Source organism: Macrococcus bovicus (assembly GCF_030376725.1).
Taxonomy (GTDB): domain Bacteria; phylum Bacillota; class Bacilli; order Staphylococcales; family Staphylococcaceae; genus Macrococcus; species Macrococcus bovicus.
The window spans coordinates 1732828-1746789 of the sequence record NZ_CP128470.1 but is presented as its reverse complement, the minus strand read 5'-3'; the positions used below and the strand labels follow the sequence as shown (position 1 = coordinate 1746789).

Annotated in this window: 16 protein-coding genes; 9 read left to right on the top strand and 7 right to left on the bottom strand. The window is 45.8% G+C overall.

The window, feature by feature from the left end; genetic code table 11:
• Positions 1 to 47: 47 nt before the first annotated feature.
• The gene (locus tag QSV55_RS09555) at positions 48 to 950 is read right to left on the bottom strand and encodes a nuclease-related domain-containing protein (RefSeq protein WP_289650021.1); all 903 of its coding nucleotides are present in this window, start codon (positions 948 to 950) and stop codon (positions 48 to 50) included.
• 169 nt (positions 951 to 1119) lie between these two features.
• Complete coding sequence (locus tag QSV55_RS09550) at positions 1120 to 2442, bottom strand: aldehyde dehydrogenase (RefSeq protein WP_289651071.1); 1323 nt, start codon at positions 2440 to 2442, stop codon at positions 1120 to 1122.
• A gap of 135 nt (positions 2443 to 2577) precedes the next feature.
• On the opposite strand from QSV55_RS09550, the gene QSV55_RS09545 reads away from it, so the two are divergent.
• From QSV55_RS09545 to QSV55_RS09535, 3 genes are read left to right on the top strand one after another with little or no spacing between them, the layout of a single operon-like run.
• Complete coding sequence (locus tag QSV55_RS09545) at positions 2578 to 3537, top strand: Gfo/Idh/MocA family protein (protein ID WP_289650020.1); 960 nt, start codon at positions 2578 to 2580, stop codon at positions 3535 to 3537.
• On the top strand, positions 3530 to 3865 hold the full coding sequence (locus QSV55_RS09540; RefSeq protein ID WP_133451842.1) for a DMT family transporter: 336 nt from the start codon (positions 3530 to 3532) through the stop codon (positions 3863 to 3865). Before QSV55_RS09545 ends, QSV55_RS09540 begins: the two co-directional genes overlap by 8 nt.
• Positions 3862 to 4173, top strand: coding sequence for a DMT family transporter (locus tag QSV55_RS09535; RefSeq protein WP_133451841.1), 312 nt, complete (start codon positions 3862 to 3864; stop codon positions 4171 to 4173). The genes QSV55_RS09540 and QSV55_RS09535 overlap by 4 nt, the downstream gene beginning before the upstream one ends.
• A gap of 40 nt (positions 4174 to 4213) precedes the next feature.
• Here the strand turns inward: QSV55_RS09535 and QSV55_RS09530 are convergent, their stop codons facing one another.
• The 3 genes from QSV55_RS09530 to QSV55_RS09520 are packed head-to-tail and all read right to left on the bottom strand — an operon-like array spanning position 4214 to position 5998.
• Positions 4214 to 4468 (bottom strand): GNAT family N-acetyltransferase, encoded by a 255-nt coding sequence (locus tag QSV55_RS09530; protein ID WP_289650019.1) that lies wholly within the window; start codon positions 4466 to 4468, stop codon positions 4214 to 4216.
• A 13-nt stretch (positions 4469 to 4481) separates the two neighbouring features.
• The gene (locus tag QSV55_RS09525) at positions 4482 to 5399 is read right to left on the bottom strand and encodes a manganese-dependent inorganic pyrophosphatase (protein WP_133451839.1); all 918 of its coding nucleotides are present in this window, start codon (positions 5397 to 5399) and stop codon (positions 4482 to 4484) included.
• 35 nt (positions 5400 to 5434) lie between these two features.
• The gene (locus tag QSV55_RS09520) at positions 5435 to 5998 is read right to left on the bottom strand and encodes a cysteine hydrolase family protein (RefSeq protein WP_434784220.1); all 564 of its coding nucleotides are present in this window, start codon (positions 5996 to 5998) and stop codon (positions 5435 to 5437) included.
• A gap of 57 nt (positions 5999 to 6055) precedes the next feature.
• Between QSV55_RS09520 and QSV55_RS09515 the strand changes: the two genes are divergently transcribed.
• Positions 6056 to 7159, top strand: coding sequence for a glycosyl hydrolase family 28-related protein (locus tag QSV55_RS09515; RefSeq protein ID WP_289650017.1), 1104 nt, complete (start codon positions 6056 to 6058; stop codon positions 7157 to 7159).
• Here the strand turns inward: QSV55_RS09515 and QSV55_RS09510 are convergent.
• Positions 7146 to 8195, bottom strand: a complete 1050-nt coding sequence (locus tag QSV55_RS09510; RefSeq protein ID WP_289650016.1) for a nitric oxide synthase oxygenase — start codon at positions 8193 to 8195, stop codon at positions 7146 to 7148. The two genes, QSV55_RS09515 and QSV55_RS09510, sit on opposite strands and share 14 nt — an antisense overlap.
• A 4-nt stretch (positions 8196 to 8199) precedes the next feature.
• Positions 8200 to 9366 (bottom strand): MFS transporter, encoded by a 1167-nt coding sequence (locus QSV55_RS09505; protein ID WP_133451835.1) that lies wholly within the window; start codon positions 9364 to 9366, stop codon positions 8200 to 8202.
• Positions 9367 to 9473: 107 nt separating this feature from the next.
• On the opposite strand from QSV55_RS09505, the gene QSV55_RS09500 reads away from it, so the two are divergent.
• The 5 genes from QSV55_RS09500 (at position 9474) to purB (ending at position 13959) form a co-directional block, all read left to right on the top strand.
• Positions 9474 to 10934 carry a nicotinate phosphoribosyltransferase gene (locus tag QSV55_RS09500; protein WP_133451834.1) on the top strand — a complete coding sequence of 487 codons (1461 nt, stop codon included), beginning with the start codon at positions 9474 to 9476 and terminating at the stop codon, positions 10932 to 10934.
• Positions 10931 to 11755 (top strand): ammonia-dependent NAD(+) synthetase, encoded by an 825-nt coding sequence (nadE, locus tag QSV55_RS09495; RefSeq protein ID WP_289650015.1) that lies wholly within the window; start codon positions 10931 to 10933, stop codon positions 11753 to 11755. Before QSV55_RS09500 ends, nadE begins: the two co-directional genes overlap by 4 nt.
• Positions 11756 to 11812: 57 nt before the next feature.
• Entirely contained in the window at positions 11813 to 12370 is a 558-nt protein-coding gene (locus QSV55_RS09490) for a DUF2179 domain-containing protein (protein WP_133451832.1), read from the top strand.
• Positions 12360 to 12530, top strand: a complete 171-nt coding sequence (locus tag QSV55_RS09485; RefSeq protein WP_133451901.1) for an NETI motif-containing protein — start codon at positions 12360 to 12362, stop codon at positions 12528 to 12530. The genes QSV55_RS09490 and QSV55_RS09485 overlap by 11 nt, the downstream gene beginning before the upstream one ends.
• A 133-nt stretch (positions 12531 to 12663) precedes the next feature.
• Entirely contained in the window at positions 12664 to 13959 is a 1296-nt protein-coding gene (purB, locus tag QSV55_RS09480; RefSeq protein ID WP_133451831.1) for an adenylosuccinate lyase, read from the top strand.
• Positions 13960 to 13962 lie beyond the last annotated feature (3 nt).

The following is a 13962-nucleotide window of genomic DNA, read 5'->3' as shown; positions in this document are numbered from 1 at the left end:
AAAGAGCATTGTCCCTTGAGTTATGAGCGATAAAGTTGAAATATCGCTCATAACACCTCAGGCAATTGGTATGTCCTATTTTTATTCGCCCCGTTTTTCGCACAGATTTCCTGCAGCAGACGACGGACGGTTGCCTTGGAGAAACCGCTCCACTGACTCACCTCAGCTGTCGTCAGTGAGTCGTTTTTCAGCAGAGACATTTCGTTCAGTAAATGAATCATAGCAGTCTTATTATCGCTGCGATGCTGACAATGCTGACACCTCACATAGCGCTTCTTCGGCTGATGCTGCATCATTAATTTTCTACATTTGTCACATCTCATCCCCTTAGTATAGCTGTCAAAAGGATAGTAATGGATTCTGTCATAATGGGCACCGGAATAATGGAACATCTTCATTCTCTCTGCATAAGTCGAGTGGATGGGCAGTGGTACGATACTTGAAATAAATTCTGCAACCTTCTGACTCTGCTGCGGAAGGATTACGTGTTGAGGAATGTTTTCTGCTGCCAAACTGAAGTCAGGGTTAATAAAAACGATCTTACTGATCACTTTAGACGCCATCTGCTGATGCTTCAAAAAGGATTCCAGTTTATAGTGAGCCTTATTGAGCTGAGAGGTCACATCTGTATGAACATAGTCACGTTCAGATACAAACTGCTGATTGATGATTTTGTAGTGTCCGGTAAAGTTCTTGATATCAAAATGCAGCAAGGTATCTTGATGCCAGATTAAAAAATCGTACTGGCTGCTACCTCGATATTTCAAATGAAAATCCCATAGTTTTATACAATCTGTATCCTTGATCAGTTCATAGAAGAGAGACTCGCCTGCCATACCACGTAAATAATTTGAGAGTTTCATATCATCATGGTCATTCAAGATTAAGCGTTGCTCAGCAGCCAGCAGAAATCGCTGGAATTCTGACGGTTCATGTATTTTGATGAACATATATCACCTCATTCTTATTCTAGGCGATAGCGTGAAATATTCAAAAAAACAGAAAAAGAAAAATAGAGTGTATTCATCTGCTGAAACGGATGAAATACAGACTTTTCGTCTTTTTCTGCTATAAATTTATGATATTTGGAGAATTTCAGCAGCTCAGCTGTCTGATCGGTTATTTGTATATTTGTCTGATGTATTTGAACTTCCCTTTATAGGGAGGGAACATCAATCCTGTCTCGAGCTTTGTGCCTTTTGTCATATAGGCTTTCTGATGGCTGAATAAATCGAATGAATACTTCCCGTGATAGTGGCCGATGCCTGATGCACCGACGCCACCGAATGGCAGGTATGGGTTAGAGACGTGCATCAGTGTGTCATTAATACAGCCACCGCCGAATGATAAGCGTCTGAAGACTTTTTTAACGAAGTCTTCATCTTCACTGAAGATGTACAGGGCAAGCGGTTTATCATAGCGCTTGATGATCGGAAAGATTTCCTCGCGGTCGTCAAAGGTGACGATCGGCAGCAATGGACCGAATATTTCCTCTTCCATGATTTTGTCGTCAAGCTGGACATGGTCTATCAGTGTCGGTGCGATATAGCGCTCAGTACGGTCTGTCTCGCCGCCGATGACGATATCCTGTTCTGCACTTTGGCGTAGTGCGTCAAGACGGTCGAAATGACGGTCGTTGACAATGCGACCATAGTCCGCAGATGTCTGCGGGTCTTTACCGTAAAAATCTTTCAGTGTAGAACGCATCGCTTTAATGAAAGGTTCTTTTACTTTACGGTCGATCAGTATATAGTCCGGTGCGACACATGTCTGGCCGGCGTTCATAAATTTACCGAACGCGATACGCTCAGCAGCCACCTTGATGTTAGCTGTCGCATCGATAATCGTCGGACTTTTGCCGCCTAGCTCAAGTGCGACAGGTGTCAGATTCTTACTGGCTGCTTCGTAGACAATCTGGCCTACTTTCGTGCTGCCCGTAAAGAAGATGAAATCAAATTTCTGTTCCAGTAATTCAGAGGTGACGTCTTTCTCGCCTTGAATGACCTTGACATAATCGGCCGGAAAGACTGTAGAGATGATTTCCTCGATAATGGCACTTGTATAAGGCGTCTGTTCAGAAGGTTTGACGACAGCACAGTTGCCGGCTGCAAGCGCACCGATCAAAGGCTCCATGACCAGCTGGAATGGATAATTGAACGGCCCGATGATCAGGACGGTGCCAAGCGGTTCACGCATGATATAACTTTTGCCGGGGAACTGCATCATCGGCGTTGAAATCGATTCTATTTTGCTGTAACTCTTCATTTCTTTTATGAACATGGAAATAGACTTTAAAATCAGGCCGATCTCAGATGCGTAACCTTCTACTTTCCCTTTGCCTAAATCTTGGGCCAGGGCAGTCAGAATGTCTTTTTCCCGCGCTCTGATTTCTTTCTTCAGGGCTTTGAGATGTTTTTTACGAAATTTTAAATCTTTTGTCATGTCTGTAGCAAAAAACTCATTGATTTCTTCTAAATCAGTTTTGTACAAAACGGTCACCTCTGCATATATGATGTAATTAGTGTACAATAGATTATTGCATGATAAAATCAATTGAACTTAAATGAGGTGAAGGAAATGAGATTTGGGATAGTGGGGACGAACTGGATCACCGACCGGATGATTGCCGCCGGTAGAACAATTGAAGGATTTGAAGTGACGGCCGTCTATTCACGCACGGCTGAGCGGGCAGCTGAGTTTGCTGATACGCATAACATAGCGCATCGTTTTACAGACTGGCAGACTTTTATCTCGAGTGACAGCTATGATGCGGTCTATATTGCGACGCCTAACTTGCTGCATGCGGAGCAGGCGATGGATGCGCTGAATGCTAAGAAACATGTTCTCTGCGAAAAGCCCCTCACACTGACTGTAGCAGAAGGGCAAAAGCTTTTCGACTGTGCCAAGCAGAATGGTGTCATATTGATGGAAGCGATGAAGTCGACTGAAGCGGCGGCCTTTCAGCAGCTGAAGAGATGGCTCGCTGACATCGGCACGATACGCCGCGTCAATTTTCATTATAATCAGTACTCATCACGTTACGATAAACTGAAAGCAGGGATTGTAGAGAATGCGTTCAGACCGGAACTCGGTAACGGCGCATTGACGGATCTCGGGGTCTATACCATTGCACCGCTTGTCAGATTATTCGGTCTGCCTGATGCTGTCAGTGCCGCACTGCACCGGCTATCGACTGGTGCGGACGGACAAGGAACAGTCATTGCTGAGTACAGTGATATGACAGCTGTTCTCAGCTTCTCGAAAATCATCGACAGTCATCTGCCGTCTGAAATCATCGGGGAGGAAGGGATTCTGACTATAGACAAGATTTCAGCTCCTGCAGTCATCATCAAGCACAACCGGCAAGGCGAAGAAATGGAACGGTTTGAACACCATGCCCTGCCGATGTCCTATGAAATCAGGTCATTTATGGATGCCTGTATGGCCATGTCCATCAATCCGGACAATGAGCAGATGAGTATGGATACACTACGCATGCTGGAAATCATCAAAAGAGAGGCAGCTATTCATGAATAAATCATGGCTTTTTCTCATTATCGGCGGCCTGCTTGAAGTGGTCTGGGCAGTCGGTCTCAAGTATTCACATGGCTTCACGGATATTCCGTGGACGCTGTTTACGGTCGCTGTCATGGCGCTTTCCTTCTACTTTTTCGCCTATTGCCTGACACATATGGAGGTCGGCATGGCTTATGCCATCTATACCGGCATAGGGGCAGTCGGCACAGTACTCTACGGCTACTTCTTTCTCGATGAACCGATGAGTATCCTGAAGCTGTTTTTCCTTACGCTCTTGATTGCATCAATCGTCGGCCTCAAATTTGTGGAAGGAGCTGAGGAATCATGAGCTGGATAGTATTGATCAGCGCAGGTCTGATGGAAGTCCTCATGGTGGTGGCCTTAAAAAACAGCGACAGCTTCAAGAACAGAACGTGGACAGTGATCTGGTTCTTACTCAGTATGTTGAGTCTCTTCTTGCTGTCCGTGGCAATCAAGTCACTGCCGCTCGGCACCGCCTACAGCGTCTGGACAGGGATAGGTGCAATGGGCAGTGTCATCGTCGGTATTCTGTTCTATAAAGACAGCTTCAACCTGAAAAAAGTAGTTCTGATCACGTTGATCATTATCGCCATCATCGGTCTTAAACTCGTATAAAAAAGGACGTTTTATCAGAAAAGATAAAACGTCCTTTTGCTTATTTCAGTACATCCTGCACAGATGGGTCGTTGTGCATTGCAGTGACCGCATAAGAGCAGAGCGGCACGATTTTTAGATTGTTTTCCCGTGCATAGTCGATGACACGGTCCAGTAATTGCCTCGCAATCCCTTGTCCGCGAAGAGAGGGATCCACAAAGGTATGATTGATGACAATTGCGTCGTCTTGTGTGTAGAATGTGATCTCAGCTATGTCATCGATATGAAATCTGTTACCTGACTGCTGGATTTCCATCGGGAACACCTCCTTATGATAAGACGTCAGTTAACTGAGGTACCACCTGTTTCTTACGTGATACCACACCTTTAAGTAGCGCAGTATTTTTATCTAAAGCGACGTTGAATGCTTTATTGACTGCTTCCTGTTCTTTACCCAACGCAAGGATCTTCGAATCTGAATTGATGATATCTGTCACGACAAGGACAAATAAGTCGTAGCCATTTTGTGCTGTTTCAGCATTGATGGCATTCTCAAGTTCTTCCTGACGTGCGAATACTTCGTCGATATCGACTGTATTGACTTGTGCCACACGGACTTCCTTTTCACCCATTGAGAATGATTTCGCGTCGATATTAAGCAAATCTTCTGCAGATTTATCTGCTGTAGAAGCACCTGCTTTCAGCATTTCAAGACCATATTCTTCTTTGTTGATACCTGCGATTTCAGCAAGTTCTTCCGCTGCTTTCACATCTTCGTCAGTGCAAGTAGGAGACTTGAAGAGTAATGTATCAGAGATAATAGCAGATAACATCAGACCGGCAATCTCAGGCTTCACTTCAATCTGATTCTCTTTATACATTTTATTGAGAATCGTTGCTGTACAGCCGACAGGTTCTGCTCTGTAATAAAGAGGTGCAGCTGTCTCAAAATTTGAGATACGGTGGTGGTCCACTACCATCAGAATGTGTGCAGATTCGATGCCAGGAGCTGACTGCTGGAACTCATTATGGTCGACGAGAATGACTTCCTCGCCGTCCACTTTTTCGATTAAACGTGGTGCAGATACTTTGAAGTGGTCAAGTGCGTACTGCGTTTCTGCACTTACCTCGCCGAGTCTCACTGCTTCGACTTCTTTGCCGGCAGCAGTCTGCAGGTCTGCCATCACCAGTGCTGAAGTGATTGTATCTGTATCAGGATTTTGATGTCCGAAAGTTAAAATAGTCATGAATTCTTCTCCTTTTAATATGAATATCTTTTATTTTAGCATGACTGACCCGTAATCGTCATGCCGAGCGAATGTTCAAAGTGAGACAGCGCGAACTGGTGTCCTGCCTCGCTGAAGGACTGAACAGCATCCTTATCGACCATCATGGTATAGCCGAGGTTGTAACCATCCACCGCTGTATGAAGCACACAGATATCTGTACAGACACCTGTCAGTTCAATCATCTTGATCTGACGTTCTGTTAAATACTGATGGAGTGGTGTGCCCGCAAATGAACTGTAGCGTCTTTTGTCAATCCAGAAGACAAGCGGATGATCTCTAAATTTGTCATACACTTCTTTGACAGCACCATAAAGTTCACGGCCAGCTGTTCCGCGGAGATTGTGAGGCGGAAAGAGCTTGGATTCAGGATGTGACATATCATTAAAGTCATGCAGATCCATCGTGATGAAGACAGGCTGACCTTCAGCGATATAAGCTTCAAATTTACGGGCGATGGCCTGTGCAATGGATTGACCGGGCTTACCGCAAGTCAGTTTTCCGTCATCTGCAATGAAATCATAAGAATAGTCGATAATCAGTAATGCTTTATCCATAATGAGCCTCCTAACAGGGTATAGTTAATCAAATTATAAATGATAATAAGGATGAACAAAATGAGAAAAATCAATGTCAGAGATTATGGTGCACGTGGCCGGCATATTGTCAGGGATACTATCGGTTTCCAGCGCGCCTTGAATCAAGCGAAAAAGACCCCTGTTGCAATCTATGTACCGGCAGGGACTTACTATATTGCAAAAGAGCTTGTCATCTACCACCATACGACGCTTATTCTTCACAAAGATGCAGTCGTCAGAAGGATGAGTAATGGTGCGCTTCTGAAAAACGGCCTGAAACCCGGCTATCAGGGTTACAACGGTAATGGTCATATCACCATTAAAGGCGGTACTTTTGACCAGTATGGTCATGTCCTGAATTTCAACAATACCATCATGTCTCTCGGTCATGCAGCAGAGATAAAAATTGAAGATGTGACTTTCAAGAATGTCGTTGGTGGTCATGCCATAGACGCCTGCGGACTGGATGGTTTTCACGTGAAAAACTGCCGCTTTCTCGGCTTCCGGGATGATTCCGGTAAAAGGCAGTTCAGTGAAGCGATTCAGATTGACCTTCAGCTGAAAGATTCCTTTCCGAAGTTCGGCTATTATGACGGGACACCGACGCGCAATGTCTTGATAGAAGGCTGCTATTTCGGTAATTCCGGTGAACCGATGATGACGGCATGGAACCGGGCTATCGGTTCTCATGCCAGCCAGTATGATATTTTCTATGAGAATATTTTTATTGAGAACAATACGTTTGACGGTATGAATGATTACGCGGTCACCCTGCTCAAATCCAGGACGGTCAAAGTCTCAGGCAATCAGTTTATCAACTGCGGGGGCGCTGTTCGCTATCTCGCGGTCAATAAAGGCAAGTACTCAACGTCTCTCGCTGGAATTGATCAGGGTGTGCAGGCAGGTGAGACCGTTATTATCGAGAACAATGATTTCAAGTCCATCCGTCAGGAAGATGTCATATTAATTAAAGGGTATAACGGTGTCAAGAACCAGGACATCTATGTCGTCAATAATACGTTCAATCAAGAGGACACATGTGCGGTCCGTCTGGTTGAAGCGGCAGATGTCTACTGTAGCTGCAACACGCACTTAAATGCGATTCACCGGAAGCACGTCGACCGGTTTTTCAGTGATCTCTGATTGATTGACCGGCGAAAGGACAGCCTTTCTTGCGGTAATAAAAGTTGGGATCACGGTAAGTGTTGTCGTACCCTTTATGGAAGTTATGAACGAGCGATGGAGAAATAGGCGGGATGAGCCAGGTCCAGTCACCGGTGATGCGCCGTCCGGCTGCACGCTCCTGTTCCTCAAATTTCTCGAACTGCTTGCTCGCTGTATAGTGGTCGACGACTGCCACGCCATGAGACTTATAGGAATGATAGACGGCATAATTCAGTTCGACAAGTGTCCGGTCACGCCAGTAAGTAGCGGTCGTCGTACGGTCAAAGCCGAAACTGTCCGCAATCTGTTCAATCAAGTTATAGCGATAGCAGTCGAGAAGATTGCGGGAGGCAATCTCAGATTCCATGTACCAGCCGTTAAAGGGTGCACAGGGATAGGTAATGCCCCCTATGCGGAGTTCCATGCCTGAGATGATCGGCACAGCATACCAGGCGAGGTTAAGGTCATCGAATGCCGGGTGATTCGGATGACGGAGAGGCACTTCCAGTATTTTTTCTTCCGGCAGCGCCAAGGTATGCAGCTGTTCGTTATGCTGATAAATAATAGGCAGGAACTTGGAAGTGATGTCCGGCTTGATGGACTTAACAGGCTCAGCCAGCGTGTCACTTGTATAGCGGATCAGCTGGTCATTCAGAATGATAAACGGTGTGCAGTTGCCGGTGCGGGGCGGAAAGACTGTGATGCTGGGCCTGATCTTGCCCTTGTTAGTGGCATAGTCGATATGGTGAAGCAGCGCTGCCTCGAATTCCGCAGGCGTCTGAACATGACGTCTGTCTATTAAAGTCAGTTTGTCCCAGAAGAGACGGCCGATGCAGCGGTTACTGTTACGCCATGCTACGCGGACGCCGTATTCAAGCTCTTCAGGTGTATGCCGGTACGTCTGGGTCCGGCGGATTTCTTCTGCTATAGATTGCAGCCGTGCTTCTGTCTCGGCATGCGGAATATTCAGTTCCTGATGCATGTTTCTGATAAAAGATTGGGCCTGGTCAAACATTTAATCACTCCTCAGATAATTTGCGGTTGTTCAGAATAAAGAGATAGGTCGCGCAACTCGTCAGCAGGATGAGAGCGCTGAGGGCGATGAAGAAAAACTGATTATCTGAAACAGCTATCACCGTACCCCCGATAATAGGGCCGGCTATACTGCCGATGCTGAAGACAATGCCGCACATCAGATTACCTGCAGGGAGCAGATGTCTGGGCGTGAGCTCTGTCATATAGGTGACGCCGAGAGAATAGAGGGAGCCTGTGAAGACCCCAGCTACAAAGAAGATGGCCATCATGCCGTAATGATGGGCGATGACAAAGTCGCCTAACAGAAAAATGACGGCACCTGTCAGGGTCAGTATCAGCATAAGATGACTTCTGTTCATCCGGTCGGACAGACTGCCGATCGGCACCTGGAAAAGAATCGTGCCAAGACTGAACATCGGCAGTATCCAGGTGATATCTATTAAGCTCAGATTGTGCTTCAGCGCGAACACCGGGAAGTTACTGTTCAAAGAACTTTCCATCACACCGAATACCATCGGAAATAAAAAGGCAATCCAGGAAGTGCGGATGACTCTCCGGAAGTTAAGAAAAGTAGAAGAAAGAGAGACTTTTTCTTCTGTTTGTTCAGGAAAACTATTTTTCAAGGTGAAGACGAGGGTAAATGCAATGAACGTCAGCCCCGCACTGATTAAAAAGGGCAGTGACTCATGAATGGTGACGAGCGGCACGAGAATAGGGCCGAGCATGAAGCCGAGTGAGAAACTCAGCCCGTAGTAAGCGAGCGCACGGCCGAGCTGATCACGCGGCGTCACGTGTGTGAGCCAGGACTGGGTCGCGAAATGCAGCATATTATCGCCTACCCCGACAATCAGCCGCAGCAGGAACCAGATAGACATCGCCTTAAGAACAGGGAAAAGCAGAAACGACAGACAGACGAGCACACCGCCAGTGATGATCAGCGGCTTAAAGCCCCATTTCCTGAGCAGCCCTTCAAGGAACAGGGAAGTCAGAAAGACACCGATATAGAGTGAAGTGGCATGGAACCCATTGACAATACTCGGCACATGGTCGCGTTCGAATATAAATGAAATAAGCGGCAGAAGCATGCCTTGTGAAAAGCCGGAGATTGAGACAACGGCAGACAGGATAAAGACAAATGATTTGTTTTTCATATCATGACCTCTTTTGTAAGTTAATTAAATTGTAGCATTATTGCTTCACATAAAGGTATGTTAATATGAAAGAGCAGACGTTAATTAAGGGAAGAAGAGGGATTGAGATGTTCAATAAAACTGATGACAGCTTGATGCTGCATACAGACTTATATCAGATTAACATGGGAGAGACTTACTGGTTTGACGGCATACATGAGAATATGGCGGTCTTTGATGTTTATTTCAGAAGTATGCCGTTCGACGGCGGCTACGCAGTATTCGCCGGCCTTGAGAGAATCATTGAATACGTGAAACGTTTCAAGTTTACGGATAGTGACATTGATTATTTACGTGAGCAAGGTTATCAGGAAGATTACCTGAGCTATTTAAAGGAACTGCGCTTCACCGGCAATATCGTCTCCATGCAAGAAGGTGAAATCTGTTTCAACAATGAACCGTTACTCCGCATAGAGGCGCCACTGATTCAGGCGCAGCTCCTGGAGACGGCTATTTTGAACATCGTCAATTTTCAGACGCTGATTGCGACTAAGGCAAGCCGCATCAAGAACATTGCGCCGGATGAGATCTTTATGGAGTTTGGGACCCGTCGTGCGCAGGAGATGGATGCTGCCATCTGGGGTGCCCGTGCTGCCTATATTTCAGGCTTTGATTCAACGAGCAATGTCCGGGCGGGTAAATTATTTGGCATACCGATCTCCGGGACGCATGCCCATGCAATGGTGCAGGCATACGACGATGAATATACAGCGTTTAAGAAGTACGCTGAACGTCATAAAAACTGTGTCTTCCTAGTCGATACCTTCCATACACTGAAAAGCGGTGTGCCGAATGCGATTCGTGTAGCCAAAGAACTCGGTGACCAGATTAATTTTATCGGTATCCGTCTGGATTCAGGGGACTTAAGCTACTTGTCCAAAGAGGCACGGAAAATGCTCGACGCTGCCGGCTTTCCTGATGCGAAAATCTTTGCTTCCAACGACCTGGATGAGGCGACCATCATCAACTTGAAACAGCAAGGATGTAAAGTCACGGCATGGGGAATCGGTACCAAACTCATCACTGCTTATGACCAGCCTGCTTTAGGCGCGGTCTATAAATTGACGGCGATTGCTGATGAGAACGGCATCCTGCAGGACCGTATCAAGATCTCGAATAATGCGGAGAAAGTGACCACACCTGGGAAAAAAGATTTATATCGCATTATTAACAATAAAACGGGTAAATCAGAAGGAGACTACATGACACTTGCTCATGAAGATCCTCAGTCAGAAGAAGTCCTGAAGATGTTTCATCCTATCTACACCTATAAACAGAAATGGGTGAAAGACTTCACCGCCAAAAAACTGCTTCATCCTATCTTTGAAAAAGGTGAACTGGTTTATGAGCAGCCTTCTCTTGACGCAATCAGACAGTATCACCAGGACAATCTGGAGCTGATATGGGAAGAGACGAAGCGTTACATGAACCCTGAAGAGTATCCGGTGGACCTAAGTACTGCATGCTGGGAAAACAAAAACCATAAAATTCACGAAGTAGCAGATCGTATAAAGGAGTGGGAATCATGACATTACAAGAGCAGATTATTGAAGAGCTGAAGGTCAAACCTTCTATCAATGTTGAAGAAGAAACAAGAGCCATTCTTGATTTCATGAAAGATTATCTGAAAAGCTATCCATTTATGAAATCGATGACACTTGGCATCTCAGGCGGGCAGGATTCAACGCTTGCCGGAAAACTTGCACAGATGGCTGTTGATGAACTGAATGCTGAAGGCGGCGATTATCAGTTCATTGCCATCCGTCTGCCGTACGGCGTCCAGAAAGATGAACAGGACTGTCAGGATGCACTGGACTTTATCAATGCGTCCAAAGAACTGACGGTCAACATCAAACCAAGTGTGGAAGCAAGCATTGAGGCACTTCAGAATGCCGGTATAGTACTCACAGATTTCCAGAAAGGGAATGAAAAAGCACGTGAACGTATGAAAGTTCAGTATTCTGTTGCGGCAGCGAACAATGGAATTGTATTAGGGACCGACCATGCCGCTGAAAGTATCACAGGCTTCTATACAAAGTATGGTGACGGCGGTGCAGATATTCTGCCTCTCGCTGGACTGAATAAGCGCCAAGGCAGAGAAATCCTGAAGTATTTAGGCTGCCCTGAGCACCTCTATAATAAAAAACCGACGGCGGATCTAGAGGAAGACAAGCCGCAGCTGCCGGATGAAGTAGCACTCGGTGTGACTTACGAAGCCATTGATGATTATCTGGAAGGAAAGACAGTCAGTGAACAAGATAAAGAGGTCATTGAAGGTCATTTCCTGAAAACGCAGCATAAGCGCATGATGCCTATCACAAGGTTCAGTGTCGAGGATCTGATCCGCTAGCCTTGTGCTACCTCTCAATCTCTGATAGAATGCCTATGAATTGGGAGGTGCTGATAGATGGATAATCCATGGATTATGGTTGCTGTTATCTTTTTTATCAATATTATTTATGTGTCGTGTTTAACGATGCGGATGATCCTGACATTAAAGGGTTACCGCTACTTTGCGGCCGGCGTATCCGTGATTGAAGTGCTCGTCTACGTGGTAGGACTTGGACTGGTGATGAACAGTCTGGATAATATCTGGAATGTACTGGCGTATGCTTTCGGTTTCGGTGCGGGTATCATTGTTGGGATGAAACTTGAAGAAAAAATTGCGCTCGGCTATATTGTGGTGAATGTAACGACAGCCGAATACGAACTTGATATTCCACATAAACTCCGTGACTTGGGCTATGGTGTGACACATTACGCTGCACACGGACGGGATGGTCATCGTATGATCATGCAGATTTTAACGCCGCGTAAATATGAAGTGAAGCTGACTGACACGATCAGACAGCTTGATCCGAAGGCGTTCATCATTGCCTATGAACCGAAGAACATTCACGGTGGATTCTGGGTGAAAGGTGTTCGCAGCAAAAAACTGCGTGCATATGATACAGATGAAATTTGAGGTCGCTGAAAATGAGACGATTGCTGAGTGCCTCGCACGCATGAAAAAAGAAGGCTTTACCCCTGTCAAACGAATGGAGAAGCCGATTTTCCATGAGACAGAAAAAGGCATTGAAGTGCTGCGTCAGCAGATTATCTTTGTCGGGAAAAAGATAAATTAATAGACCTATCTGCTTAGCGGATAGGTTTTTTAGTGTTAAATTCCGTACATTCATTTGTTATTAATATTTAATGTACGTATCTAATAAAATTTGTTATACTGAAGGCGACTACTAATCAGATAGGAGAATACGGATGATTGAACGTTACTCAAGAAAAGAAATGGCGGATATTTGGAGCGAGCAGAACCGTTTTGAAGCATGGCTGGAAGTGGAAATCTTAGCATGTGAAGCTTGGAGCACATTAGGGGTGATTCCGGAAGAAGACGTCAAACTGATTCGTCAGAACGCCCGTGTAGATGTTGAACGTGCAAAAGAGATCGAACTTGAAACGCGTCATGATGTGGTCGCTTTCACACGCCAGGTCAGTGAGACATTGGGAGAAGAACGCAAATGGGTGCATTACGGTCTGACGAGTACAGATGTTGTTGATACAGCGCTCAGCTATGTCATCAAGCAGGCGAATGACATCATCGAGAAGGATCTTGAACGCTTTATCGAAGTGTTAAGAGTGAAAGCCCTCAAATACAAGAACACACTCATGATGGGACGTACGCACGGTGTCCATGCGGAACCGACGACATTCGGTCTGAAAATGGCACTCTGGTATATGGAAATGCAGCGTAACATGAAACGTTTCAAAGAAGTCCGTAAAGAAATCGAAGTCGGTAAGATGAGTGGCGCGGTCGGCACCTTTGCGAATATTCCCCCTGAAATTGAAGCATATGTCTGCAAAGAACTCGGTATCGGCTTCGCTGAAATTTCCACACAGACCTTGCAGCGTGACCGCCATGCCTATTACGTGGCGACACTTGCATTAATAGCAACATCCCTTGAGAAATTCGCTGTTGAAGTCCGCAATCTTCAGAAGACAGAAACGCGCGAAGTAGAGGAAGCATTCGCGAAAGGGCAGAAAGGTTCTTCTGCTATGCCGCACAAACGTAATCCGATCGGCTCAGAGAACATCACAGGTATTGCACGTGTTATCCGTGGTTACGTGACAACAGCCTACGAAAACGTGCCATTATGGCATGAACGTGATATCTCGCACTCTTCAGCAGAACGGATTATGCTGCCGGATGTGACGATTGCACTGGACTACGCATTGAACCGTTTTGCCAATATCATCGAGAACTTGACAGTCTATGAAGAAAACATGAAGCGTAACATGAATAAGACGTTCGGTTTAATCTATTCCCAGCGCGTCATGCTGACGTTGATCGACAAAGGCATGGTACGTGAGGAAGCTTATGATCTGGTGCAGCCAAAGGCCATGGAATCCTGGCAGACCGAAACGCCGTTCCGTGAACTGATTGAAAAAGAAGATAAAATCACTGCCCTTCTTTCACCGGCAGAACTGGATGAATGCTTCAATGAAAACCATCATCTGAATCAAGTGGATACACTGTTCAAACGAGCAGGACTGGAATAATAG